Consider the following 23,914-nt stretch of genomic DNA (forward strand, 5'->3'; position numbering starts at 1 on the left):
ATCTTAATTACTTAACAACAATGCCGACAAGACATAGTCTGCAAAAAGGATCGCGATGCAACTTACCACCACCGATTTAGTGCTCGCTCGCCCGATCTCCAGCGCGCCGCCGTTTACATGATAACCATAAAACGCCGAAATACTGGAAATGATAAAGGCAAATGTATAAGCTTTGATCAGGGCGAAGAATACATTATAAGGCACAAATGCACTCAACAAACCTGTATCGAATTCTTGCGGTGAAAGGATGCCGGAGAGCGTACCCGCCAGGCGGCCACCCCAGATACCCAGTGCGCCGGAAATTACTATCAGCATAGGGATGGTCAACAATGCTGCCGCTATTTTAGGCGCCACCAGGTAGGCCTTGGTATTGATGCCCATGATCTCGAGGGCGTCGATCTGCTCGCTCACGCGCATATTACCCAGCTCACTGGAAATCTTACTGCCTATTACACCCGCCAGTACGATACATACGAGGGTGGGGGCAAATTCCAGGATGATCGTGTCGCGCACGATCTGGGCAATGGTACTCTTGGGAATAAGGGGGCTCACCAGCTGGTAAGCCGTTTGCAGGGTCGATACCGCTCCGATAAAGAAAGAGATCAACACTACGATACCCAGTGAACCGATACCGATTTCACCGCACTGGTGCATGAACTCCTTCCAATACATTTTGCCGTTCTCCGGCTTGGAGAACATGCCCTTTATCATCAACAGGTAGCGGCCAAATTCGGTAAATAGTGTCATAGAATCGTACCACAATAATAAGTCAACTAACTGAGTATTGGCCAGTTGAACGCGTTAAATGTGCAGGAAACGACCTGTACTACGCATTCTTCGCTTCTTTTTTGCTTCTTTTCCACCAATGCGCCTTATTGGGAGCATCGGCTACACCACCCTTGCATTTCAACTGGGCGTCGATCACGGTGATCAATGCCATATTGTAAATGCTCCTCACCGAACTACCCAGCTGCAGAATGTGCACCGGCTTCTTGAGGCCCAGTAAAATGGGTCCGATAGCGTCGGCGCCACCCACTTCCTTCAATAAATTGTATGCCACGTTGCCGGCAGCGAGGTTGGGGAAGATCAGGGTATTCACTTCCTGGTCTACCAGCTCGCTGAACGGATAGCTCTCTTTCAGGATCTGTTGGTTGAAGGCAATATTCGCTTGCATCTCACCATCAACGATGAGGGTAGGATCTTTTTGCTTTACGATCTCCCGGGCTTTGGACACGAGCTTGGCTTCGGGTGATGCGCTGCTGCCGAAATTGGAATAACTCAGCATGGCGATGCGGGGCGTAAGGTTGAAGTTCCTTACTTCCTGGGCAGCCATTAGCGTAATATCGGCGAGTTCTTCGGCAGTGGGGTTGAAGTTGACAGTGGTATCCGCCATAAAGATGGGGCCACGCTTGGTGAGCAGCAGGTACATACCGGCAATCTTCTTAACACCGGGTTCGGTACCGATCACCTGCAGCGCCGGGCGGATCGTTTCGGGATAGTTACGGGTAAGGCCCGAGATCATACCGTGTGCGTCGCCGGCTTCCACCATCATGGAGCCGAAATAGTTACGGTCTTTCATGATCTTGGTGGCTTCGTAGCGATTGATGCCACGGCGTTTTCTCTTCTCGAAGAAGAGATCGCCATAGATCTTACGGCGCTCCTCATATTCATCGCTGCGGGGATCGATGATAGGCATATCCTCGATATCGATCTTGTTCTCTTCAGCGATCTGGCGGATCTTCTTTTCGTCGCCCAGCAGGATGGGGAAGGCAATACCTTCTTCGTAGGCGATCTGTGCCGCTTTCAGGATCTTCTGGTTATCGGCTTCGGCAAATACCACACGCTTCGGATCGCGGCGGGCCCTGTTGCCCAGAATACGCATCACCTGGTTGTCTTGCCCCAGACGGCGTTCCAGTTCGATCGCGTAGGCTTCCCAATTGTCGATATTGATCTGCGCCACGCCGCTTTCGATGGCTGCTTTGGCCACCGCAGGCGCTACTGTAGAGAGCAGGCGGGGATCGACGGGTTTGGGGATAATATATTCCGGACCAAAGGCCAGGTTATTCTGATTATAAGCCAGGTTCACGATATCGGGTACTGGTGTGCGTGCCAGTTCGGCAAGGGCCTTAACCGCAGCCAGCTTCATCGCTTCATTGATCTGCGTAGCGCGTACGTCGAGGGCGCCACGGAAAATGAAGGGGAAGCCCAGTACGTTGTTCACCTGGTTGGGATAGTCGCTGCGGCCGGTAGCCATGATGATATCCTTACGGGCAGTGGTGGCTGCTTCGTACGTGATCTCCGGATCGGGGTTGGCCATGGCAAATACGATGGGGTTTTTCGCCATCGGTTTCACCATCTCCGGCGTCAGTACATTGCCCTTGCTGAGACCGATGAATACATCGGCATCCACCAACGCTTCGGTGAGGGTAAGGTTCTTACCGGTCGATAAGAACTCCTTTTTCATATCATCGAGGTCGGTACGGCTTTCGTGGATGAGGCCTTTGGAATCGAACATGCGGATGTTCTCTTTCCTGGCCCCCAATGCGATGTACAGTTTGGTACAGGCCATGGCCGAAGCACCGGCGCCATTCACGACAAACTTTGCTTTCTCGATCTTTTTCTTTTGCAGTTCAACAGCGTTGAGCAGGGCAGCAGCACTGATGATGGCAGTACCATGCTGGTCGTCGTGCATCACCGGTATCTTCATTTGCTCTTTCAGCTTCTGCTCGATGTAAAAGCATTCTGGCGCCTTGATGTCTTCGAGGTTGATGCCACCGAAGGTGGGTTCCAGCGCCTTTACGATCTGTACAAACTTCTCGGGATCTTTCTCGTTGATCTCGATATCGAACACGTCGATGTCGGCAAATATTTTGAACAATACACCCTTCCCTTCCATGACAGGTTTGCCAGCTTCGGGGCCAATATCGCCGAGGCCCAGTACGGCCGTGCCATTACTGATCACCCCTACGAGGTTGCCTTTAGCGGTGTATTTATAAACAGTTTCGGGATTGGCTTCGATTTCGCGGCAGGGCTCTGCCACACCGGGCGAGTAAGCGAGGGAGAGGTCTCTTTGGGTTTTGGTTTCTTTGGTGGGGACTACTTCGATCTTACCGGGTCTTCCTTTGGCATGGTATTCCAGCGCCTGTTCTTTGATGAATTCTTTTTTCATACAATTTTTTTAGTCGGGCTGGGAAGGATGGGTTTCTGGATATTGATTAATGATGGCCTTCCCGCCATGAAAACAGGCGTGCAATTTACGGGAATTATGCTATCCGGGTGCTAATCTGCCAGTTAGGTAAAGAGTAGGCTAATATCGGTATGATGCCAGTAAGTTTTTTCTTCGACCCCGGGAATCACAAAATAACTTACCGATTGATTGGGTCCTTGCTAAAGGACTGCGTCATACGAGGCATCAATATGCTGCCATCCTAGGGTCATCCTAGGGTCATCCTAGGGTTTTCTTAGGGTCTTTGCAGGGTTATCCTAGGGTCTAAACCCTGGTAACGCCCTACTATTGCCCTGGGATGACCTTAAGATAAGGCCACCCTTTGCGGTAAATAAAGCTGTACCGGATCAGGGACGAGGGGTTTTGCCAATCACGCTAATGTTACCAGGAAAATTTGTTAGTTGGGACTCAGGGTAAATATTAAATGATTGTATATCATATGTTTGATGTGTATTGTGCAATGCTCCCTCTCGCCTAATCTTTTCAATTTTCCCCTACACCAGGTCGTCAGGCCGGGTTACTGCCGCTTACCGTTCATCCTCATTTTGGTAGAAAGATTTGGAATGTTGAGGAGTATTAGTATGTTTGTGTACTATTTAAGTAGTACACTAAAACACCGAGCATGGTCAATATTCAACAATTGCACTTTGGCTACCGTAAGAAAAAAGTCTTCACAGGCCTAAGCCTCCATCTTCAGCCTGGTCATATTTACGGCCTGCTGGGGAAGAACGGAACAGGCAAATCGACCCTGTTACGTAATATCGCCGGCCTCCTTTTCCCCGATCAGGGAACGATCGATGTGATGGGATTTGAACCCGGCAAACGCCAGCCCGCCTTTCTGCAGGAGGTGTTCATGGTGCCGGAAGAGTTTTACCTGCCCAATATTCCATTGCAGCAACTGGTGACCAGTCTGTCGCCCTTCTATCCCCGTTTCAACCAGCAGCAGTTCGACCGGTATATCAGCGAATTCGAGATACCGGTAGACAATAAGCTGGAGAGTATGAGCTATGGACAAAAGAAGAAAGTGATGATCAGCTTTGGCCTGGCCTGCAATACATCGGTGTTGCTGATGGATGAGCCTACCAATGGATTGGACATCATGAGCAAAAGCCAGTTTCGTAAAGTAATGGCAGGTGCTATCGACGAAAACAAATGCGTTATCATCAGTACCCACCAGGTGAAGGACCTCGAAAACCTCATCGACCGCATCACGATCATCGATGAAGGTGCTATCCTCTTCGATCAAACCATCGAAGCGATCTCCAGCAAGCTATCCTTCCGCATCTCCTTCGATCATGAAGAAGTAAAGCGCGCCCTATACAGTGAAAGCTCCCTGCGTGGCAGTGCGATCATCGCCAACAATACCGATGGCGAAGAAAGCAAGATCGACCTGGAACTGCTGTACAAAGCCATTGTTACGAACCGTCAATCCATTCAATCAGCTTTTCACTCTTAAACAACTATCATGAATCAGGTTTTTGATTTTCAACGGTACAGTTTGCTGGTGCGTAAGCATTGGGGCGACAACCGTAATAAATATTTGCTTTCTCTGGGGGCAATTGCCAGCTTATTGCTGTTGTGGTATGGCTTTCTGATCCTGGTAGATGGGCATGGCGCCATGGCGCAGGATGCTCAGGCCATTACCTACTATGTAGGCTTGTTCCTTACCGGTTCTTTCTATGCCAGTACGTTGTTTGCCGACCTGGCCAATAAACCGAAAGGCATCAATTTTCTGGCAGTACCTGCTTCGCAGCTGGAAAAGACACTTGTCATGTTCCTGTATTGTGTGATTATCTTTTTTGTATGCTATACATGCATCTTTTACGCCGTTGATTTTATTATGGTGAAAGTGGGCAATGCAGTAGAAGCGGAGCGCTGGCGCGAACGGCACATAGTGGGAAGTGTGTTCACTCCGCACGAAATTGCGAATGTTTTTTATAAGGCCGATAAGCACAATAGCGGCAACCCGTTTGCCACTCTCACCATCGTATTGCTGCTCTTTTTTGCAGTACAGGGTGCTTATGCGCTGGGCTCTATATATTTCCCTGCTTACAGCTTCATAAAAGTAACGATAACGATCCTGCTGCTGATCCTGTTCTTCATCTTTTTAGTGGCGAAAGTGTTGTACCCGATACTTCCGAAGGGTGGTTTCAGTAATCAACTCACGGAGTTCAATCTGTACATACCTGGAAAGGACTGGGCTTCCAACTATATACAGCTCCCCACCTGGACCGACAATGTACTCTTCGGGTTCTTCAAATATGTGATCGCTCCGGTGTTCTGGATCGCTACTTATTTCAGGTTAAAGGAAAAAGAGGTTTAACCCACGTAAACAAATCATTATGCAATTCAGAGAATCGCAAGCTATATACTTACAGATCGCAGACTATGTGTGCGAGAAGATCCTGCTGAAGGAGTGGAAGCCGGAGGAAAGGATTCCATCGGTGCGCGAGCTGGCCGTACAATTGGAGGTAAACCCCAATACGGTGATGCGTACCTTCGAATTTCTCCAGCAGCAGGATATCATCTATAATCAGCGCGGTATCGGTTATTTCGTGTCGGCCAGCGCCCCGCAACAGGCCGTTCTATACCGGAAGGCTGAGTTTACTGAAAAGGACCTGCCGCAGGTATTCCGGAACATGTACCTGCTGGGGATGTCGCCAGAGGAGCTGAAGCCCTGGTTCGAAAAATACAAACAACAACATTTCGCTTAAACCTGATAACTCAGTAACATGAGAACGAGTAATAAAATTTTACTGGCACTTTTTCTTTCAGCGATCCTGCTGTTTACAGGGCTGTTTGCCTCGGTAAGAATTAAGTATGCCAATGGTTCTATTCAACAGAGAGCAACAGATCAGAAGGCAATAGATCATTGGGCCGATGTACACGCGATCAATGGACCCATCCGCGCCGTTTCGATCCAGGGGCTCAGCGACGTAATGATCGTTCCGGCCGATTCGGCCAGGATAGAGATTGCCAAAGAGGCGAGCAGCAGAATTACCTGGAACTACTCAAACGGTGTACTTACCTTAATACCCGATACCACGGGCTCCAATGGGCAACGATTAAATTTTTCAATGAGTGGCCATGTCGAGCTCTTCCTGCCCGGTGTTGACAGCATCTATTCCGACTTCAGTACGATCCAGGTCAAGAATATTGGCGACAGCAGCGTAAAGCCTTCTTACCATTTTCACATCACCCGGTCGGTCCTCTCAGTTCAAGCCGACGACAGGAAGGAAAACGGCATATTTACCCCCTACAATAAACTGAGGGTAGATGCCAGCAACGGGTCCGAGATCAAGCTGGGCCAAAGGATAGCCATTAACGAACTGCAGGTAGGGTTGGATTCATCCCGTTTTGAGGAAGAGGATGCACCGGTGCATTTCGGCACCAATCCCAGGTTTCAATCGGATGATATATCTACCCTAAAACTAACAGGTCAAAATCTTCGCAAAGCGATCATTACTTCAAAAGAATAACATGAGCAACCATATTATCGAAACCCAGCGACTGGACTTTTTGTTCCGGTCTGGACAACCCATCCTGCAACAATTGAGTTTGCAGGTCCCCGCGGGGAGTATTTACGGATTTCTCGGCCCCAATGGCGCCGGTAAAACGACCACGCTCCGCCTGATCTTAGGATTATTGAAAAAGCAGCAGGGAAGCATCACCATCTTTGGTAAAGAGCTGATGGCGCATCGTCTGGAAATCTTACGCCGCCTGGGATCCTTGATAGAGCAACCTTCGCTCTACCTGCATCTCACTGGCCGCGAGAACCTGGAAGTGTTCCGCCTCAGCTACCAATGCCCCAAAAGCCGCATCGACGAAGTGCTGGATATCGTGAAGCTGAAAGATGCCGCCAATAAAAAGGCCAAAGCATATTCATTGGGCATGAAACAGCGGCTCTCGATCGCTATCGCTTTGCTCCACGATCCCGAACTGCTGATACTCGACGAGCCTACGAACGGCCTCGATCCCAGCGGTATCATCGAAACACGTGAGCTGATCAAAAGCCTCAACCGCGATCACGGTAAAACGATCCTTGTATCGAGCCACATGCTGTCGGAGGTAGAGAAAATGGCTACCCATGTGGGTATCATTACCAAAGGTAAACAGGTATTCCAGGGCACGCTGACGCAGTTGCAGCAATTGAAATCGAAACAATCGGCTATCGAGATCGAGGTGAGCAATGTATCGAAAGCGAAACTGGTATTGAACGGCCATTTCCCGGTGAAGGAAGTAAACGGCACCCGCCTGCTGGTGCATTATGAGAACCGGGAAAAGGTGGCGCTTATGAACCGCACCCTGGTGCAGGAAGGGGTAGAAGTCTATCAGCTCTCCCTCACCCAGAACGACCTCGAAAATCTATTCATTCAAATTACATCCGAATAATCATGGCATCCTTCGTTATCAATACAAAAGCAGAGATCCTGAAATGCCGTAAAACGGCCGCCTACTGGCTTACGCTGATAGCTGGTGTGTTTATTCCGCTGGTGTCGGGCATTATGATGGTGGCAAAGCAGGATCATTTCATCAAACGCCTCGGCGATGATACCTGGCGCAACCTGATGAACATGAACTGGCAACCGGCCGCTGCCTTCTTTTTGCCCATGTACGTAATACTGGTTACCAGCCTGGTGGTTCAGGTAGAATTTCGCAACAATGCCTGGAAACAGGTATATGCTTCTCCCCGCAGTTATGCGGATATCTACTTCTCCAAGTTTGTAGTGGTGCACTTGCTGGTGATCGCTTCACTGCTGGCTTTTAATATATCCATGGTGCTCACGGGGGTGATAGCCAACACGGTAAATGGCGGGTATAAGTTCTTCGCTACTCCCTTGCCTGTAAAGGAGATGCTGACGGTGACGGCTAAGATGTACGCTTCGGTACTCGGCATGACGGCCATTCAATACTGGATCAGCCTGCGGCTGAAGAATTACATCGCCCCGTTGGGCATCGGACTGGCTCTGCTGGTAACTGCCCTGATCATCATGACTTGGGAGAAGATCGTTTATTACCCCTACGCCTATACAGCACTTACCTATTTCCGTGAACTGAACAAGGGCGATCTGACCCACTTGAATTATTCATACATATGGTTTGTGGTGATCGTGGTGCTGGGCTTCCTGGATACTGTAAAAAGAAAAGAAAGAGGTTGATCGATATGTCAAAGCCTAAAACAAATTTTATGAGGTTCATAGTGCCGCTGGCCGTGCTGGTAGCCACTATCATCATGATAGCCACAGCGCCCGGTGAGGAAAGTCTGCAGCAAGCCGCTGCGCAGGAGGAAATCAAGGCGCCTGCTGCCGATGCGCGAAAGAAGGCGGGCGCTGATGCTGTGGCGGCCTTCGAAGCAGGTGGTATGCTGAACCGGCTGGAGGTGGTCGTATTTTGACAGGGTAAATAGCCTGTACGTCAGGTTTAGACCAAAATTGGTGGATTAGCGGCTACTGAAAATAGGGAATGTTGTAACCTGCAGCCAGATTTGTACGTCTAAACGCCGATGCCGGAGGCAGTGAGGCGATGGCCACGAAAGAAATCGCCTGAAATACGGGCAGGTGCTGTAAGTTGAGTGGTCGTGCGGACAGCGAATTATCATAAAACCAAACCTAAAAGTATAGCCATGAAAAAGTTTCTTTCTTTAGTATTAGTTCTTACGCTCGCCGCAACAGCGGGTTTTGCCCAATGCGATAAGCCGGTAGTATATCATTCCGACAAGCAGGATCGTATCAGTCCCGATGGAGAGGTAGTCGGTAGCAAGACCGACGCTATCCATCTGGCCTTTACCAAAGAAGGTGTTTCCGTAGAGGTTAACGAAAAAGTAGAGGCAACAGCCACGATCAAAGAGGTTGATTGCCAGTGGAAGCAGCTTTACAAAGAGGGTAAAGCAATTTACAAAGTAACTTTTCAAAAGCCAGAAACCGGCGAAACGAGCGAGGGTAGCCTTACCATTGAAGGCAAAGACGGTCAGCTCACGATCCTGGTAGAAATGGCCCGCATGGAGGGCAAAAAGATCAAGTTGTACGTAAGCAAGTACGAAGAAAAATGAATCACCCGCCTTTAGCGGTTACCCAAACTATACGCACATGAAAAAAGAGATCGTTGACTATATCGGCAGCCTGTTGTTTGCTGCCAGCGATACCGATGCTGCCAGCCGGGCTTTACACCTTCACAGTGAAAAGCAATTCCGGGTGGGCGCCGATGGAAGGTTGGAGAATACGGCGTCTGTGCTAACGGATATTACCGTAGACAGGGAAGCTATCTACCTTCACTATGCTTTACCGGATGGCACAGTCGTACGTTTTGCCAATGCTGTTAAGCAGGTAGATTGTACGATGAATGCTGATTATACCATAGGCAGTATCGTATATGAAGCGGAGCCACTGAAAGAAGGTTGGGATGCAGCCTCCCTGAAAAGCAACGAACAGGCCGCGTTGAGCGGGCGCTTGCTGTTCACCCTGCAATGTGACGAGGATGCAGTACGGTTTTATGAAGACCAGGATGGGCCAGCGGGCAGGGTGTTGTTCGAGATCTGTTGATTCAACTTTATTATTTCTATACGCAGTTAACCTTTGTTAACACGGGGCAGGTATTAACCTGCCCCTCTTAGTTTTTATGTTGCGGTGGTTTAGCCAGCCTGTTAGCCAGGGCAATGAGCAGTTATTTCATCACCGACAATTGTAAATGCGACGGGTATTGTGCAGTACGGTAAATGCTATGGGTGGCCTTTTGGAAATCACTTTCCTTCGCCTCGAATATATTAGGCACATATTTTTGGGGATTGCGGTCGATGATCGGGAACCAGGTGCTTTGTATTTGCACCATGATGCGATGCCCTTTCTTAAATACATGGTTGATGCTGTGCAGATCGACCGAATAATTTTCTACTTTATTGGGTGTAATGGGCTCGGGATGCTCAAAGCTCTTGCGGTAACGGCCACGGAACACATCATTGGCGACCATGAACTGGTAGCCACCCATCTTGCGGTCTTTCGGATTTTCCGCCGGGTATACATCGATTAGTTTAACGACCCAGTCGGCATCACTGCCGGTGGTGGCAGCAAAGAGCTTGGCCCACAATTGCCCCGTTACGGTAATTTCTTCTTCCAGCACATCGGTTTGCCAGCTCAATACATCCGGGCGGTTGTGGACGAAACGCTGGTCTTCGGTAAGCCAGGTAAACCAGCGCGAGCCGGGGCCATAGGTTTGTTCGATGGGGCGCGTACGATAGGGAACGGGTTTGGCCGGATCGGAAATATAGGTATCACTACCAGTGGCTGCCACAGGCTTGTTGAAAGAGAGTTTGCCATCGGGTTGCAGGTAAAGGTTTTGTTGCGCCGCTTCTGCCGGAGGCCAGCTATTGTATTGTTTCCACACATTGCTGCCGGTTTGGAAAGTGATGGCTTCGGCAAAGTTGCCATCGCCTTTTTGTTTGAGGTGCCAGGCAAACCAACGCGCCTGAATGTCTTTTCTGAAAGTAGGGCCTGTTGAGGTATCGAAACTGATATTGCCCAGTTTATTGCCGGGGCCGCCCGCCCAGCCGCCATGGTTCCAGGGACCGGCCACGATAAAATTCTTGTGGCTGCGATCGTTCTTTTCCAATACGGAATAAGCTTTGAGGGGGCCGTAAAAATCTTCCTGGTCCCACCAGCCGGCCACATGCATGGTGTACACGCGCGGCGAATCGAGCCGGTAGGCCAATGACTGCTTTTGCCAGAAGGCATCGTAGTGCGGATGGCTGGCAAAGTCATTCCAGGTGGGAATATGATGGTGGAAATACTTCTTATTTACATTGGCCAATGAGCCCAGTTGCAGGTACCAGTCGTACAGGTCGTGCATGCCGAAGGGGAAAAGGCTATCTGTTTTGGCAGCTTCTTCCATAAACGCATATTCAAACCCATAGCTCAGGCGGAAGGCGCCGTTGTGGTGGAAGTCGTCACCCAGCCACATGTCGGATGGAGTTGCCTGTTCCGATACGGCGATGAGCGCGGGATGGGGATCGATGGCGCCCTGCATGGTCGTCCACCCATCGTAGGATATGCCAAACATGCCGCCCTTGCCGTTGTTGTTGGGGATATTTTTCAGGAGCCATTCGAAGGTGTCGTAGGTGTCGGTACTTTCATCGATGGCTTTGGGATCTTTTTTATCCCGGCTGAAGCGCTGCATTTCAAATTTGCCTTCGCTTTTGTACCGGCCGCGGATATCCTGGTATACGAAGATATAACCGTCGGTTGCCATGTCTTTAACATACGTGCTTTTGTCGGGAGCGGCATCATCACTAACACCATATGGTGTGCGCCGGAGCAGGAAGGGAAGCTTTTCGGCAGCGGTTTTGGGTGTATAGATCACGGTATTGAGCTTTACACCATCACGCATGGGGATCATCAGTTCCTGCCGTTCATACTGACTGTCGGTCGTGGTTTGTGCGCACACGCCAGTAGTGATCAGCAGCCAGCAAGCTGTGATTGCAATAAATCGTACCATAAGAGTAGGTTTGTATGCTAACAATGGGTGTTATTCCATGCGTGCGTTGGCGCCCAGCCAGGCCATCATGCCAATTCCTTTCTCGATCGCGCTTTCGTCGATGTTGAAGGTAGGCGTGTGTACACCCGAAGTGATCCCTTTGGCTTCGTTCATCACACCCAGGCGATAGAAGCAGCCGGGTATCAACTGTGTATAATAGCCAAAGTCTTCGGCTCCCATCCGCATCTCGGTAGTCTCGATGTGTTCGGCGCCCATAAAATCTTCGGCCAGTTTACGGGCCGTGACAGTTAATCCTTCGTGATTATAAACAGTAGGGTAGCCCACATCGATGTGGAGGTCGATCTCTCCGCCCATGGCGTGCACCAGTTGTACGGCATTGTTGCGGATGAGTTCGTGCGCTTTAAAGCGCCAGGTTTCATCCAGTGCCCGGAAGGTGCCCATGAGCTTTACTTCGCTGGGTATTACATTGGTGGTATGTCCGCCCTGGATGGAGCAAATGGACAATACGGAAGGCGACAAGGGATTCCTGTTGCGGCTGATGATCTGCTGCAGGCTCACGATGAGGTGCGAGGCGATCAAAATGGTATCTACTGTTAAATGGGGCGCAGCGGCATGGCCGCCTTTGCCTTTGATGGTGATATAGATCTCGTCGGCGCTGGCCATTACCTGCCCGCCGCGAAAGCTTAGTTGTCCTACCGCCAATTGAGGGTGTACATGCAGGCCGAAGATCGCTTCAGGCGCCGGATGGGTAAGCACACCTTCCTTGATGAGGATACTGGCGCCGCCGGGATTGCGTTCTTCACCGGGTTGAAAGATCAGTTTTACCGTGCCTTCCCATTCTTCTTTCAGTTCCTGCAATATTTTGGCTGCACCCAGCAGGCAGGTAGTATGAACGTCGTGGCCGCAGGCATGCATAATGCCATCGCGGGTCGACTTATAAGGAACATTATTTTCTTCGAGGATCGGTAATGCATCAATGTCAGCGCGCAGGGCTACGACCCTTTTATCGGGGTTCTTTCCTTTGATCAATCCTACTACGCCGGTGGTGGCCATCACCTGGAAGGGGATGCCGTATTCAGTGAGTCGTTCTTGTATATATTTTGAGGTCTCTACTTCCTGGTAGCTCAACTCGGGGTGGGCATGCAAATGATGCCGGATATCTATAAATCCGGGAGCATAGGTATTCGCCAGGTGTTGGATCTTTTCTTTCAGGCTACTCATGCCCCAAAAGTAAAGCATCTGGCCGAAACTTAGTTGGCAGAAGGGTCGGGATTCACTTCTATCGTATCCCGTACTACATAAACACCTGTAGGGAACAAACGCTGAATGGTGGGCAGGTAATCATCGGCTTCTTTGCGGTCTTTAAAGTTGCCTGCTTTCAGTTTATAAAAGGGCGCCTGGTACATGAGGTATACCTGCAGCTCGGGCATTTCCTGGTATAACCTGGATTTGGCGTTCATGGCTTTGTTGCGGTCGTTGGTATTCACCACCAGGATACGGAAGCCGGGCACGAAGCGACGCGCGTTGCGGGTGGTGACCTCGTTGATCTCGATCTGCTTCTTTACCAGCAGATCGATGCGCGGGTCTTTGTGCACGACGATAGAGCTGGTATCGGTTTGTGCCATGACATGGGCACTGGTGAACAGGCAGAGTAAGAAGATAATTCGTTTCATGGTGTTTGTTCTGATATAACTAGATCAATAATCGTGCAAAGGTGCTTTTTCAATAACCACCGCTGGCGTTTTGGGTTGCTCCGGTTACGATGGCCACGCTGGCACTGCATCCCAACCGGTTGGCGCCTGCCTCCACCAGTTCTTTGGCAAAAGCGTAGTCGCGTATACCGCCCGAGGCCTTGATCTGTATGGAAGACGGCAAATGTTTGCGCATCAGTTGCACAGCGGCCACGCTGGCGCCTTTTTCTGCATACCCGGTAGACGTTTTAACAAAATCAGCACCGGCTTCCGCGCAAATACGGCAACATTCGATGATCTCCGCGTCGGAAAGGATGCCACTTTCGAAGATCACTTTAACCAATCTTCCTTCCTGATGGGCCGCCTCTACGATCGCAGCAATATCCGATGCCAGCAGCGCTGTGTTACCCGCCCGCAATGCCACCAGGTTGATCACCATATCGAGTTCCTGAGCACCGTCCTGTATGGCCTGCCTGGCTTCTGCCAGTTTGGCCGCGGTTACGGCATATCCAAAAGGAAAGCCGATCACGGTAGCCACTTTAACGTTACCGGCCGATAAATATTTTTTCGCCTCGCCAACGAATGGTGGAGGAACGCATACAGCTGCGAATCCATATTGGTTCGCTTCATCACATAGCTTTTTTATTTCATCCGAGGTAGTGGTAGGCTTTAATAGCGTATGATCTATGTATTGAGCAATATTCATATAAAATAAAGACAATTTTAATCCGTCATGAGCAGGAAAACAAGGTTATGAACGTCTCATGGAGGTTATTTGCCAGTCGGGCAATTTTTATGTGGTCTAAATTACACCATTTGGCTAAATTGGACCTTTCGCACAGATTAAAAACCAACCACAGCATATGAGAAAACTCAGGCTTCGACAGCCAGGGAAAGCACTTTCCCTGATGGGGCTGTTACTTGCATTAAAAGTTTCTACACTGGCCCAGTCCACGTTCCCGGTGAACGGCGTGGCGGATCCCAAAAATGGCTACTACGCTTTTACCAACGCAACGATTGTTAAAGATGCCCAAACCACCCTCACCAATGCTACACTGGTGATCAGGGATGGTAAGATCGTTTCAGTGGGTACCAATATCGCAGCGCCTAAAGATGCTGTTGTGGTGGATTGTAACGGGAAGTTCATTTACCCCTCTTTTATCGACGCCTATTCCGATTACGGTATTACGGGGCCCACGCGCACGTTCACAGGTTTCAATTTCAACCAACCCGCCCAGCTCACCTCCAACCAGAAAGGCGCTTTCGGCTGGAACCAGGCCATTCGTTCGGATGTAGAAGGTGCTAAACTCTTCAATACCGACGAGGCTAAAGCAAAGACCCTGCGTGATATTGGTTTTGGTACCGTGCTCACCCACCAAAAAGATGGTATTGCACGGGGCACCGGTGTGATCGTAACCCTCGCCAATGAAAAAGAGAACCTCGTATTGCTGAAGGAAAAAGCCTCTGCGCACTATTCACTGAATAAAGGGGTTTCTACACAAAGCTACCCCGGATCCATGATGGGCGTTATTGCGCTGTTGCGTCAGTCGTACATCGATGCCTCCTGGTACAAAGGAGCGCCTTCTAAAGAAGGAGCCAACCTCACCCTCAAAAACTGGAACGATAACCAGTCGCTGCCCCAGATCATGGAAGCCAACGACAAGTGGAATGTTCTGCGTGCCGATCGCGTAGGGGATGAGTTTGGTGTACAATACATCATCAAGGCAGGTGGCAACGAATACCAGCGTATCAAAGAAATGGCCGATACCAAAGCAGCTTTCATCCTGCCGCTGAATTATCCAACGGCCATGGATGTTGAAGATCCGAACGACGTTCGTTTTACAGGGCTTGATGACATGAAGCATTGGGAACTGGCTCCCTCCAACCCTGCTGCTTTTGAAAAAGCCAATATCGCATTCTGTCTTACTACCTCCGATCTGGCCAATGTAGGCGACTTCCTCGCCAACCTGCGCAAAGCGATCGAATATGGTCTCAGCGAATCCAAAGCATTGGAAGCGCTGACCAAAACACCTGCCACTCTCCTGGGGGTATCTGATAAAGCGGGCAGCCTCGATGCCGGCAAACTGGCCAACTTCCTCATTACTTCAGGTCCTATCTTCCAGGAGAAAACCGTGGTGTACCAAAACTGGGTACAGGGCCACAAATACGGTGTAAAGGAGGAAGCCTGGTTTGATGTGAAGGGTACTTACAAACTGGTCGCGAACACGACCAGTGGCAGCAAGTCATGGTCGGTTGATTTGAAGGATGGCGGTACTGCGGTTTTCGTTGCGCAGGATACGCTGACCGGCAAATATTCATATGACGGCAAGATGGTGAAGCTGAGCTTTACCGAAGGTCGTGGCCCCCGTGCTACAGAAACGGTGATGAGCGGCGTAGCCAGCGCGCAGGTATGGAATGGAGTGGGACGTGATGGCGCCGGGAATAAGTTTACCTGGACGGCTACCTTCGAAAAAGCAGCAGTAGCCAAAGCCGATAGTGCAAGACCAAAGCAGCCGTTGCAACTCGGTAAAGTAACCTTCCCCTTCCTCGCTTATGGAACCGAAGAGGTGGCCAAGCAAGAAACCATTCTCATTAAGAATGCTACCGTATGGACCAGCGAAAAAGACGGCAAACTGGAAGGTACCGATGTACTGGTAGTAGCTGGCAAGATCTCAAAGATCGGAAAGAACCTTGCTGCTACCGGCGCCAGGGTAATCGACGGAACCGGTAAACACCTCACAGCCGGTATCATCGACGAGCACTCTCATATCGCTGCCGCCTCTATCAATGAAGGCGCGCAGAGCGTCACTTCCGAAGTACGTATTTCGGACAACCTGAATCCGGAAGATATCAATATCTATCGCCAGTTGAGCGGTGGTGTTACTACATCCCATATCCTGCACGGATCTGCCAATACCATCGGTGGCCAAACCCAGCTGATCAAATTGCGTTGGGGAGCCAACGACGAAGACCTGAAGTTCAAAGGTTCGGATCCCTTTATCAAATTTGCCTTGGGCGAAAATGTAAAGCGCAGCGGATCCAATGCCAACAACCGTTTCCCCGATACGCGGATGGGTGTTGAGCAGGTGCTCAACGATGCCTTCCAGCGCGCTAAAGACTACGAGGCGGCTATCAAAGCGAAGAAGCCGGGTGTACGCCGCGACCTGGAACTGGATGCGCTGGTTGAGATCATGAACAAGAAGCGCTTCATCACCATGCACTCTTATGTGCAGAGTGAGATCACGGCTGCCTTGCGTGTTGCCGAGCGATATGGTTTCAGGATCAATACCCTCACCCACATTCTCGAAGGGTACAAAGTAGCCGATAAAATGAAAGAGCATGGTGTTAACGCCTCTACTTTCAGCGACTGGTGGCAATACAAAATGGAAGTGGTTGACGCTATCCCTTACAATGCCGCGATCATGCAGCGCGTGGGGTTGAATGTGGCGATCAATTCTGACGATGCTGAAATGGCGCGCCGCCTCAACCAGGAAGCTGGTAAGATCGTGAAATACGGTGGCGTTACAGAAGAGGAAGCGTTGAGGATGGTTACCATCAATCCTGCGAAGATGTTACATGTAGATGATAAAGTAGGCAGCATCAAGGTGGGTAAGGACGCCGACCTGGTGTTGTGGAGCAATAATCCGTTGAGCATATATGCAGTAGCTGAGAAAACGATCGTAGACGGTACTGTTTATTTCGACCGCGAGAAAGACAAGGAACTGCGTGCGCAGATCCAGGCCGAAAGGACCCGTTTGATCCAGAAGCTGGCTGCTGCCAAACGCACGCCTGCAGCAGGTGGTGCACCCGCTGGTGGCTTTGGCCGTCCAAGACCCCGCTTTGAAGTGATCCAGGCCTGTATGGATCACCTGCACAGCCATGGCTTGCTATCGATCACAGAAGAGGAAGCCGAACTGCTCAACGAAAAACAATAACCTACAAACGAATCTGATTTATGAAAAGAATATTTTTCACGATATTAATGAGCAGCTGGGTAGTAGCGCGTGTTGCTGCACAGGAAACGGTTTATCCTGCTCCCGCTCAAACACAAACCATCGCGCTCACCAATGCCACCGTACACGTGGGCAACGGTCAGGTGATTGAAAATGGCATGGTGGTTTTCTCCAAAGGAAAGATCATCGATGTAAAGCCAACGGCTGTCGTGGCCGACGCTAAAGTGATCGACTGCAAAGGCAAACATATCTATCCCGGACTGATCCTTTCAACCTCCAACGTGGGTCTGGTAGAAGTGGGCAGCGTGCGTGCTACTTCAGATGCCTCCGAACTGGGAGATATGAACACCAATATCCGTTCGCTGGTGGCTTATAACACCGATTCGAAAGTGACGAATACCCTTCGTAACAATGGCATCCTCCTGGCGAATATCGTACCGCAGGGTGGTGTGCTTTCGGGCAGCTCATCGGTAGTGCAACTGGACGCGTGGAACTGGGAAGATGCGACTTACCTGGCAGATAATGGTATTCACTTCAATGTGCCCTCCCTGCTGTTGCGTGGTGGTGGCCGTGGTGGATTTGGTCGCTTTGGCGGTCAGCAGCCTGCCGGTGATCCTATTAAACGAGCTTTGGAACAGATCGAGAGCGTAAAGGTTTTCTTCCGCGAAGCAAAGGCATACTGCCAGGAAGCCAGCCATGAAGAGACCAACACGAGGTGTGAGGCCGTGAAAGGATTGTTTACGAAAAAGCAAAAGCTGTATGTGCATTGCGATATCGTTAAGGAGATGCTCATTGCCATCGACTTCGCGAAAGAGTTTGGTTTCGACGTGGTGATCGTGGGCGGTTCCGAAAGCTACCAGATCGCCGACCTTCTGAAGGCGAACAATATTGCAGTGATCCTGCAGCAGATGCACAGCTTGCCTACAATGGTAGACGATGATGTGGATCAGCCCTACAAAACACCTGCTGCCTTGCAGAAGGCCGGTGTATTGTTTTCGATCAATGATGATGATGGCAACACCCGTCAGCGTAACCTCGCCTTCAATGCCGGTACCGCTGCTGCTTATGGTCTTACTAAAGAAGAAGCGCTGGCAGCTGTATCATTGAATGCAGCAAAGATCCTGGGCGTGTCCGATAAAACAGGCTCGCTCGAAAGTGGCAAAGACGCCAACCTGCTGGTTTGCGACGGCGATCTGCTCGACATGCGCAGCAATGTTATCCTCAATGCCTTCATTCAGGGCCGGGAGATCAACCTCACCGACAAGCACAAGCAACTGTACGAGAGGTATAAATACAAATACGGGCTGAAATAACGGTGATCCGTTCCCCCATAACAGCGGTCCCGCCAATTGGCGGGACCGTTTTGTTTATTTATTGACCGTGGGCTCGTTAACTGGAGTTTGAGCCGGAGCAGCCCTTTGTGCAAAGCAGCAGCATGACTATGTGCTGCTGACTGCTTCAATAGCCTGGGATATTACCGCATGAAGGGACCCGCTTTCCTGTCGAGGGCGTCCTGCAACCAGTATTGGTTTACCTGGGCCATTGTTTCGGGCAATGCATCGGGTGCGAAATACCTGAGTTCGGCCGTTTCTTCATTGAAGAAGCCTGGTGCGATAGCGCCCCGCAGGTTCACCTCAAAATACGAAGTGACATATTGAACGGTGCGGTTGTTGTAATAATAGGTTTGCGAAGCCGGGGCCGAATAGATGCCGATGAACCGGCTAATTGAGCCTTCGTTATCCGTTTCTTCCCGCACCTCACGCAGGATAGCATCGGTGATGCTTTCTCCAAATTCCACATGGCCGGATATCAGTCCCCATTGGTTCACATCTTTGCGTCTTTGCAGCAGCACTTCCCCCTGTTGATTGAAGATGATGGCGGCTACGGCCGGCAAAATTTCCTGTTTGTTATTCATCGGCAACCTGTTTGGGTAAAGGTACTTCTCTTTTCGTCTATCTTCCCTAACCGGTTCTTTGTAAAGCCTGATCGTCTTCGGCCGGCAAGGTACAATCAGCCACTCACGGCTACTCTGATAAAGGTATTCCCATTCTTCATCGAATATTTCTTTTTCACCTGCTCGTGCCCTTTTACGGTATACCACTGCAAAGTGAAAGTATTACCGGTAGTAACGCGAACACGCCAACACCAAACCGGTCCCGCGGCAGACAAAGAAATCAACTCCTTATCCTCGACAAATACCGTTGTGACGTATTCGAAATAACGAAGCCCGGGATTTACCGTTTTCAGGATGAATTGTTTATTTTGTTCAAGCGGTAAAGCTGCAATCAATTCATCGGTCATAACTCCATTATAGAACCCGTTGTCGGCTTGCATGGTTTGTTTGGTGCTATCCTTAAAGATTATCTTATTGTCTATACTGTTTCCCCGGAACAATACCTGTTCCTGGTGCAATTCCGATTGTATGTCCGTAAAATAGGCAAGGGGACGCAGGGTGTATAGATCGCAGTAGCTGGAGTCTCTGTCGATCGCTTTTGCTGTTTGATACTGTTGGATGATCAACCATGCTTCTTTACCGTTATAAATAGTTTTTTCAATGGAACGGGTTAATAAGGCATTGAAATTGATCGTTCCTGCTCCTGTTTCTGTGTACTGAATATATTTCCGGGTTGCAGGGCCGATTGATTGGTGTATTTTTTTTATTTCAAAGGTGTCCCTTTTAAAGGCGAGTGTCGAAATGGCCAGTAACAGAAAGGAAGGGAGGAGGTATATTGATTTGTTGGTCATGGTTATTTAGGAATTTGCCTTCACCAAAATACCTTTCCCAACCTTACAAATCTCAATGAACTGATTCAAATGTTCAATTGGTGGGGTGTAAATGCAATTATTGATGTTGAAGGAATGACAATTACCGGTTTCCCACCTCATTGCCATTAACCAAAGAGAATTGTTTCTTAGTAATATCCAAAATCAGGACATGGTTCATAAAGAGCTTATTCCCTGTCATGCCGCCAATACCCATGCGCATCATTTGATTTACCTGGTTTGTACTGGCACCTTCTATCCAGGTAATGGTGCGCAGCGGAAGTGACCGGGAGGCCATCGTGATGCTATCGGTGGACGGCAGGGAATGGGCAGTGAGTGTTTTACCCCAGGACTGTACAGGGTATCCGGATATGGCGGTGGTATCACTGGCTAGCCGGTAACAGGTGGCTTTATCTGTGAGCAGTTCGAAGGCGCTGGAGCCTGAATCAAAATAAAGCATCGATTGGCGGCCATCGATGGTGGCCGGAAGCAAAATACGACGCATGGCATAAATGAATTGGGCCGATGCTTGTTGGCTGAATTGAGCAGGCAGCTTGTCGGTAATAACCAATTGTTTACGGGGATAATCAAGTATGACAACCTTATTGTCGAGCAGGTCGGTCCCGATGGTGCCGATAATGGGCAATAAGTTGCCACCTGGATTACTGTTCTTCTCTTCGAAGTCTATGACAGCAATTTTTGAGGCTTTGACGGACATCGGGCCAGCCTTGAATTGAAAGTTCGTTAAGCTGTCGTTGCTACTGACGGAGGTAGCCGACGGAGTGTAACGTGGATAAAAAGCCTGCAGGGCCTGTCTGTAGAAAATGGTACTGGGCGATCCTGTATCAAATTGCATGAACAGTTTCCGCTTGCTGCAGGGTAAAGTAACCGGAATCAACAGAGCGGCTTGTGGCTCCCAGCGGTCGTTGAGCGAATCACCTTTCCAATGGAGGGGAAGGGTATAATGGCCGGAAGGTAGTAGTAGCTGATTCGGCAGCGGTGCTTGTGCGACTACCTGAGCTGTGAGGCCCAAAAGACAGGAGAAAACGGTAATGAGTAGTTTTTTCATGCAGCAAAGGTATCTGCATGTTTAGCCGGGCGTACCGTCATTGCCCCGACATTTACCCGACATTCTCTGTGAATCAGCCTCTTATATAAGATGCTCGGTTGTAATTCCTGATCTTCAAAGCGGTAGTGCCAATGATGAGGGCATTGAGAATATACATGGCGGCGAAGATCCAGATATAATTCAGCAGGTTGCTTTTGTCGAACCAGGTTGCTTGAATGAGGTTGTATACGAGGGTCAGGAATAGTAAGAAATGCGTGCAAACAGTCCAGTAGATCTGCTGACGAATGATACGCTGACCGGTAGTTTGCAGGGTATCGTCTTTTTCTTTCCTCTTTTTAAGTAACAGAATTGGAATCAGGAAATGAATGAATGGAACAACCAGGTAGGCGAAGGCTGAGAGATTAAGCAGTTGGAGAAAATGGCAGTTCTCATCCCGGCGAATGGGTTGATGATCTTGTAAATGGCTGGAAAGATTAATATTTCTGAGGCATGACCTTACGGGAATAAATTCTTCGAAGGGCATATTGAGGGCCGATGCTATGGCCTTGAGGGTGTAATCACGGGGTATGCTTTCATCACTTTCAATGCGTTGAATGGTGCGTACGGTGATCGTTGCTCTCTCTGCCAGTTGTTCCTGCGTAAGGCCTTTACTCTTTCTGGCGCTTACTACTTTGTGTCCAAGACTCATACTTGTAGAACTATCATTAGGGTACTCCTTAAGCAAAGCCGGTGCCACCGGCTTCGTAAAACTTAGGGGTAGCAACAACAAAGATAAACGGAGAACCTGAATGCCGGAAATATTGTGCAGTCCATTACGGGTTCTTACTTATGCAAATTGTGGAAAATACGCTGTAATAAATTAGCTGTTAATGATTTAAATACGGGCTGATTGCGAAGTTTTAAAATGAGGAAGCCGACGCCGGAATGCAATTTCCGGCTGCTCAGGATAAGAATTACCTAAAAAGCAGCATAGCCAGGCTGCCACAAAGCGCTTTCACGAGCATGAGTCCGTCGATGATAAATAGGTAATAAAGGATCGATTTCCGTTGGTGCATGGACCAGGCCACCCAGATCAGTGTAACGAAAGGAATGATGTTGATCACGATCTTCATCGGGTGGAAGCGGAGGGCCAGGGCAAACAGGATAAAAGAAGCCAGCCCAACCACGCATAAAGGAATAATGATATAAAAGATCGTTTTGCGCAGGCCTGCATTTACCACAAAGGTCTTCAACTGCCGGTTGTAGTCGACGGCATAGTCCTTAATATCGAACATGATACACAGCACGGTGATGAACATGAAGTTCTTGATGAAGAACCAGGCACCCACCAAGGTGGGTTGAAAATCGACGCCGCGCTCCATGCAGGAAAATAGCAAGGGATAAACGGTGACCAGGCCAGCCCACGCAAAACCAATGACAAAAGGTTTGAGCCAACCCGAATTGCGGAGACTAAACCGCCCGAACTTATGGTGATTGAATCCGTAGTACAGCAGTGCTGTGACCGGGAAAATGAAGATCAGGAGCCAGCTGGATAGCGGTTGCTGCAGGAGGTGATGCCAATACCTGTACGCGAGGTAACCGCCGCCTGTCGCTACGATCACCGTTAGCATAATCTGGGAAATAAATACCCATTTCCTGAATTGGATATACCAATTGGTCCTTTTGTTGGTGGTCTCAACGGTGACCTCAGTAATATAGGCTTTGGTGTAATAGAGAATGGTGGCGCAGAAAACCAGTAGATAGTACAGCCAGTCGTTCAACGGATATAGTTGTTGCAGGCTGGCTTCGATAGAAAGCGCAACTGCACAAATACCATAAAAGTAATTACCGAAAAAGATGAAGCGGATCACAGCATGGTGAAAAGCATTTTTCATGGGTAAAGTCCCGGCTGATTTATGAACTGCTGCTGCCATTGAAAAACTACTGGTAATGGCTTCTCAAGTTACACCAAACCGGTCAAGCCGGCAAAAAGGGGCTAATGCACGGCCTTTTTGGAGGCATTGTATCGCTTGAGTAATTGCAGGGTATGTTGCAGGGATCTTTTATCGGCCCAGCCATCGTGGCCGGGAATGATGTAGGCGGGCGTTGGGAATTTCTTCATGACCTTGTGAATGGAAGACGGCCATACGTCTACGTTGGCGTCGGAGAGATTGCCGAGGCTGGTGGCTTCGGTGCTTTTTACAAAGCAGCCCCCATACAACACTTTGTCTTTCGGCAGCCAGATCACAATATTGTCCGGTGCATGGCCGGGGCCAGGATAGAAGATGTTGATCTGCTGACTGCCGATCCTGAAGGTTGTATCGCCGGCAAATTGATGCGCCGCCTGCGGTTCTCCCTTCTCTTTGCAAAGAACCAGCGTTTGTTGCGACGACCAGGTACTGATACCCTTTGATTTCAGGAAGTCGATGCCGCCGGTGCGGTCTTCATGGAAGTGGGTAGAAATGGAACGTACAACGGGTTGATGATGCTTAGCCTCGATAGAGTCGAGCAGTGGCTGGAACTGGGTAGTATCCCAGGGTGTATCGAATAATACAACGCCATTGTCCGTGACCAGGTAGGCGCTGTTGGAAGGTACAGGTGTGTTCTGGTATAGGTTGTAGGTGGTATACACGTAGATATTGCCGGTCAGGTGCGTAATCTTTAATTTGGGCGACTGCGCGGAGGCAAACATGGTGGTTACAAGAACGGCGAGTAGCAGGCTGAAGTGTTTCATGGCGATTATGTATGA

The 23,914-nt window shown here is 49.6% G+C and carries 23 protein-coding genes; 11 read left to right on the forward strand and 12 right to left on the reverse strand.

Going from position 1 to position 23,914, the window contains the following annotated elements:
* Window positions 1–3: 3 nt before the first annotated feature.
* Window positions 4–747 (reverse strand): ABC transporter permease, encoded by a 744-nt coding sequence (locus P2H89_RS13260; RefSeq protein ID WP_275827490.1) that lies wholly within the window; start codon window positions 745–747, stop codon window positions 4–6.
* A gap of 79 nt (window positions 748–826) precedes the next feature.
* Window positions 827–3,169, reverse strand: a complete 2,343-nt coding sequence (locus tag P2H89_RS13265) for an NADP-dependent malic enzyme (protein ID WP_275827492.1) — start codon at window positions 3,167–3,169, stop codon at window positions 827–829.
* Between the two features lie 679 nt (window positions 3,170–3,848).
* On the opposite strand from P2H89_RS13265, the gene P2H89_RS13270 reads away from it, so the two are divergent.
* The 9 genes from P2H89_RS13270 (at window position 3,849) to P2H89_RS13310 (ending at window position 9,765) form a co-directional block, all read left to right on the forward strand.
* Window positions 3,849–4,682, forward strand: a complete 834-nt coding sequence (locus P2H89_RS13270; RefSeq protein ID WP_275827494.1) for an ABC transporter ATP-binding protein — start codon at window positions 3,849–3,851, stop codon at window positions 4,680–4,682.
* A 9-nt stretch (window positions 4,683–4,691) separates the two neighbouring features.
* Window positions 4,692–5,549, forward strand: coding sequence for a hypothetical protein (locus tag P2H89_RS13275; protein WP_275827496.1), 858 nt, complete (start codon window positions 4,692–4,694; stop codon window positions 5,547–5,549).
* Between the two features lie 19 nt (window positions 5,550–5,568).
* Window positions 5,569–5,940, forward strand: a complete 372-nt coding sequence (locus P2H89_RS13280; protein ID WP_275827498.1) for a GntR family transcriptional regulator — start codon at window positions 5,569–5,571, stop codon at window positions 5,938–5,940.
* 18 nt (window positions 5,941–5,958) lie between these two features.
* Entirely contained in the window at window positions 5,959–6,705 is a 747-nt protein-coding gene (locus P2H89_RS13285; protein WP_275827500.1) for a hypothetical protein, read from the forward strand.
* A gap of 1 nt (window position 6,706) precedes the next feature.
* Window positions 6,707–7,618 carry an ABC transporter ATP-binding protein gene (locus tag P2H89_RS13290; protein WP_275827502.1) on the forward strand — a complete coding sequence of 304 codons (912 nt, stop codon included), beginning with the start codon at window positions 6,707–6,709 and terminating at the stop codon, window positions 7,616–7,618.
* 2 nt (window positions 7,619–7,620) lie between these two features.
* On the forward strand, window positions 7,621–8,385 hold the full coding sequence (locus P2H89_RS13295; protein ID WP_275827504.1) for an ABC transporter permease: 765 nt from the start codon (window positions 7,621–7,623) through the stop codon (window positions 8,383–8,385).
* Between the two features lie 29 nt (window positions 8,386–8,414).
* The gene (locus P2H89_RS13300) at window positions 8,415–8,621 is read left to right on the forward strand and encodes a hypothetical protein (protein ID WP_275827506.1); all 207 of its coding nucleotides are present in this window, start codon (window positions 8,415–8,417) and stop codon (window positions 8,619–8,621) included.
* Between the two features lie 228 nt (window positions 8,622–8,849).
* The gene (locus P2H89_RS13305) at window positions 8,850–9,275 is read left to right on the forward strand and encodes a hypothetical protein (protein WP_275827508.1); all 426 of its coding nucleotides are present in this window, start codon (window positions 8,850–8,852) and stop codon (window positions 9,273–9,275) included.
* 37 nt (window positions 9,276–9,312) lie between these two features.
* Window positions 9,313–9,765, forward strand: coding sequence for a hypothetical protein (locus P2H89_RS13310; protein ID WP_275827510.1), 453 nt, complete (start codon window positions 9,313–9,315; stop codon window positions 9,763–9,765).
* 121 nt (window positions 9,766–9,886) lie between these two features.
* Here the strand turns inward: P2H89_RS13310 and P2H89_RS13315 are convergent, their stop codons facing one another.
* Genes P2H89_RS13315 through deoC form a run of 4 tightly spaced genes read right to left on the reverse strand, consistent with a single transcriptional unit; the run spans window position 9,887 to window position 14,107 of the window.
* Window positions 9,887–11,710 carry a CocE/NonD family hydrolase gene (locus tag P2H89_RS13315; RefSeq protein ID WP_275827512.1) on the reverse strand — a complete coding sequence of 608 codons (1,824 nt, stop codon included), beginning with the start codon at window positions 11,708–11,710 and terminating at the stop codon, window positions 9,887–9,889.
* A 30-nt stretch (window positions 11,711–11,740) separates the two neighbouring features.
* The gene (locus P2H89_RS13320; protein WP_275827514.1) at window positions 11,741–12,931 is read right to left on the reverse strand and encodes a M20 family metallopeptidase; all 1,191 of its coding nucleotides are present in this window, start codon (window positions 12,929–12,931) and stop codon (window positions 11,741–11,743) included.
* Between the two features lie 29 nt (window positions 12,932–12,960).
* Window positions 12,961–13,383, reverse strand: a complete 423-nt coding sequence (locus tag P2H89_RS13325; RefSeq protein WP_275827516.1) for an SPOR domain-containing protein — start codon at window positions 13,381–13,383, stop codon at window positions 12,961–12,963.
* Window positions 13,384–13,432: 49 nt separating this feature from the next.
* Window positions 13,433–14,107: a deoxyribose-phosphate aldolase gene (gene deoC, locus P2H89_RS13330; protein ID WP_275827518.1), complete on the reverse strand. Its 675-nt coding sequence runs from the start codon at window positions 14,105–14,107 to the stop codon at window positions 13,433–13,435.
* Window positions 14,108–14,264: 157 nt separating this feature from the next.
* On the opposite strand from deoC, the gene P2H89_RS13335 reads away from it, so the two are divergent.
* Together P2H89_RS13335 and P2H89_RS13340 are read left to right on the forward strand one after the other, a co-directional pair.
* Window positions 14,265–17,336 (forward strand): amidohydrolase family protein, encoded by a 3,072-nt coding sequence (locus tag P2H89_RS13335; RefSeq protein ID WP_275827520.1) that lies wholly within the window; start codon window positions 14,265–14,267, stop codon window positions 17,334–17,336.
* 20 nt (window positions 17,337–17,356) lie between these two features.
* Window positions 17,357–18,667, forward strand: coding sequence for an amidohydrolase family protein (locus tag P2H89_RS13340; RefSeq protein WP_275827522.1), 1,311 nt, complete (start codon window positions 17,357–17,359; stop codon window positions 18,665–18,667).
* 161 nt (window positions 18,668–18,828) lie between these two features.
* Here the strand turns inward: P2H89_RS13340 and P2H89_RS13345 are convergent, their stop codons facing one another.
* From P2H89_RS13345 to bla, 6 genes are all read right to left on the reverse strand, one after another.
* On the reverse strand, window positions 18,829–19,269 hold the full coding sequence (locus tag P2H89_RS13345) for an NUDIX domain-containing protein (RefSeq protein ID WP_275827524.1): 441 nt from the start codon (window positions 19,267–19,269) through the stop codon (window positions 18,829–18,831).
* Between the two features lie 95 nt (window positions 19,270–19,364).
* Complete coding sequence (locus P2H89_RS13350) at window positions 19,365–20,099, reverse strand: hypothetical protein (protein WP_275827526.1); 735 nt, start codon at window positions 20,097–20,099, stop codon at window positions 19,365–19,367.
* Between the two features lie 121 nt (window positions 20,100–20,220).
* Window positions 20,221–21,186, reverse strand: coding sequence for a hypothetical protein (locus P2H89_RS13355; RefSeq protein WP_275827528.1), 966 nt, complete (start codon window positions 21,184–21,186; stop codon window positions 20,221–20,223).
* Window positions 21,187–21,259: 73 nt separating this feature from the next.
* Window positions 21,260–21,874, reverse strand: a complete 615-nt coding sequence (locus P2H89_RS13360) for a helix-turn-helix domain-containing protein (RefSeq protein WP_275827530.1) — start codon at window positions 21,872–21,874, stop codon at window positions 21,260–21,262.
* Between the two features lie 265 nt (window positions 21,875–22,139).
* Window positions 22,140–23,060: a hypothetical protein gene (locus P2H89_RS13365; RefSeq protein WP_275827531.1), complete on the reverse strand. Its 921-nt coding sequence runs from the start codon at window positions 23,058–23,060 to the stop codon at window positions 22,140–22,142.
* Window positions 23,061–23,161: 101 nt separating this feature from the next.
* Window positions 23,162–23,899: a BlaB/IND/MUS family subclass B1 metallo-beta-lactamase gene (gene bla / locus P2H89_RS13370; protein ID WP_275827533.1), complete on the reverse strand. Its 738-nt coding sequence runs from the start codon at window positions 23,897–23,899 to the stop codon at window positions 23,162–23,164.
* Between the last annotated feature and the right edge of the window lie 15 nt (window positions 23,900–23,914).

Source organism: Paraflavitalea sp. CAU 1676 (assembly GCF_029223285.1).
Classification (GTDB): Bacteria; Bacteroidota; Bacteroidia; order Chitinophagales; family Chitinophagaceae; genus Paraflavitalea.

Bases quoted from the DNA above. Each gene is read 5' to 3' on its own strand.
- P2H89_RS13260 (WP_275827490.1), bottom strand. From the start codon at position 747: ATGACACTATTTACCGAATTTGGCCGCTACCTGTTGATGATAAAGGGC.
- P2H89_RS13265 (WP_275827492.1), bottom strand. From the start codon at position 3,169: ATGAAAAAAGAATTCATCAAAGAACAGGCGCTGGAATACCATGCCAAA.
- P2H89_RS13270 (WP_275827494.1), top strand. From the start codon at position 3,849: ATGGTCAATATTCAACAATTGCACTTTGGCTACCGTAAGAAAAAAGTC.
- P2H89_RS13275 (WP_275827496.1), top strand. From the start codon at position 4,692: ATGAATCAGGTTTTTGATTTTCAACGGTACAGTTTGCTGGTGCGTAAG.
- P2H89_RS13280 (WP_275827498.1), top strand. From the start codon at position 5,569: ATGCAATTCAGAGAATCGCAAGCTATATACTTACAGATCGCAGACTAT.
- P2H89_RS13285 (WP_275827500.1), top strand. From the start codon at position 5,959: ATGAGAACGAGTAATAAAATTTTACTGGCACTTTTTCTTTCAGCGATC.
- P2H89_RS13290 (WP_275827502.1), top strand. From the start codon at position 6,707: ATGAGCAACCATATTATCGAAACCCAGCGACTGGACTTTTTGTTCCGG.
- P2H89_RS13295 (WP_275827504.1), top strand. From the start codon at position 7,621: ATGGCATCCTTCGTTATCAATACAAAAGCAGAGATCCTGAAATGCCGT.
- P2H89_RS13300 (WP_275827506.1), top strand. From the start codon at position 8,415: ATGAGGTTCATAGTGCCGCTGGCCGTGCTGGTAGCCACTATCATCATG.
- P2H89_RS13305 (WP_275827508.1), top strand. From the start codon at position 8,850: ATGAAAAAGTTTCTTTCTTTAGTATTAGTTCTTACGCTCGCCGCAACA.
- P2H89_RS13310 (WP_275827510.1), top strand. From the start codon at position 9,313: ATGAAAAAAGAGATCGTTGACTATATCGGCAGCCTGTTGTTTGCTGCC.
- P2H89_RS13315 (WP_275827512.1), bottom strand. From the start codon at position 11,710: ATGGTACGATTTATTGCAATCACAGCTTGCTGGCTGCTGATCACTACT.
- P2H89_RS13320 (WP_275827514.1), bottom strand. From the start codon at position 12,931: ATGAGTAGCCTGAAAGAAAAGATCCAACACCTGGCGAATACCTATGCT.
- P2H89_RS13325 (WP_275827516.1), bottom strand. From the start codon at position 13,383: ATGAAACGAATTATCTTCTTACTCTGCCTGTTCACCAGTGCCCATGTC.
- deoC (WP_275827518.1), bottom strand. From the start codon at position 14,107: ATGAATATTGCTCAATACATAGATCATACGCTATTAAAGCCTACCACT.
- P2H89_RS13335 (WP_275827520.1), top strand. From the start codon at position 14,265: ATGAGAAAACTCAGGCTTCGACAGCCAGGGAAAGCACTTTCCCTGATG.
- P2H89_RS13340 (WP_275827522.1), top strand. From the start codon at position 17,357: ATGAAAAGAATATTTTTCACGATATTAATGAGCAGCTGGGTAGTAGCG.
- P2H89_RS13345 (WP_275827524.1), bottom strand. From the start codon at position 19,269: ATGAATAACAAACAGGAAATTTTGCCGGCCGTAGCCGCCATCATCTTC.
- P2H89_RS13350 (WP_275827526.1), bottom strand. From the start codon at position 20,099: ATGACCAACAAATCAATATACCTCCTCCCTTCCTTTCTGTTACTGGCC.
- P2H89_RS13355 (WP_275827528.1), bottom strand. From the start codon at position 21,186: ATGAAAAAACTACTCATTACCGTTTTCTCCTGTCTTTTGGGCCTCACA.
- P2H89_RS13360 (WP_275827530.1), bottom strand. From the start codon at position 21,874: ATGAGTCTTGGACACAAAGTAGTAAGCGCCAGAAAGAGTAAAGGCCTT.
- P2H89_RS13365 (WP_275827531.1), bottom strand. From the start codon at position 23,060: ATGAAAAATGCTTTTCACCATGCTGTGATCCGCTTCATCTTTTTCGGT.
- bla (WP_275827533.1), bottom strand. From the start codon at position 23,899: ATGAAACACTTCAGCCTGCTACTCGCCGTTCTTGTAACCACCATGTTT.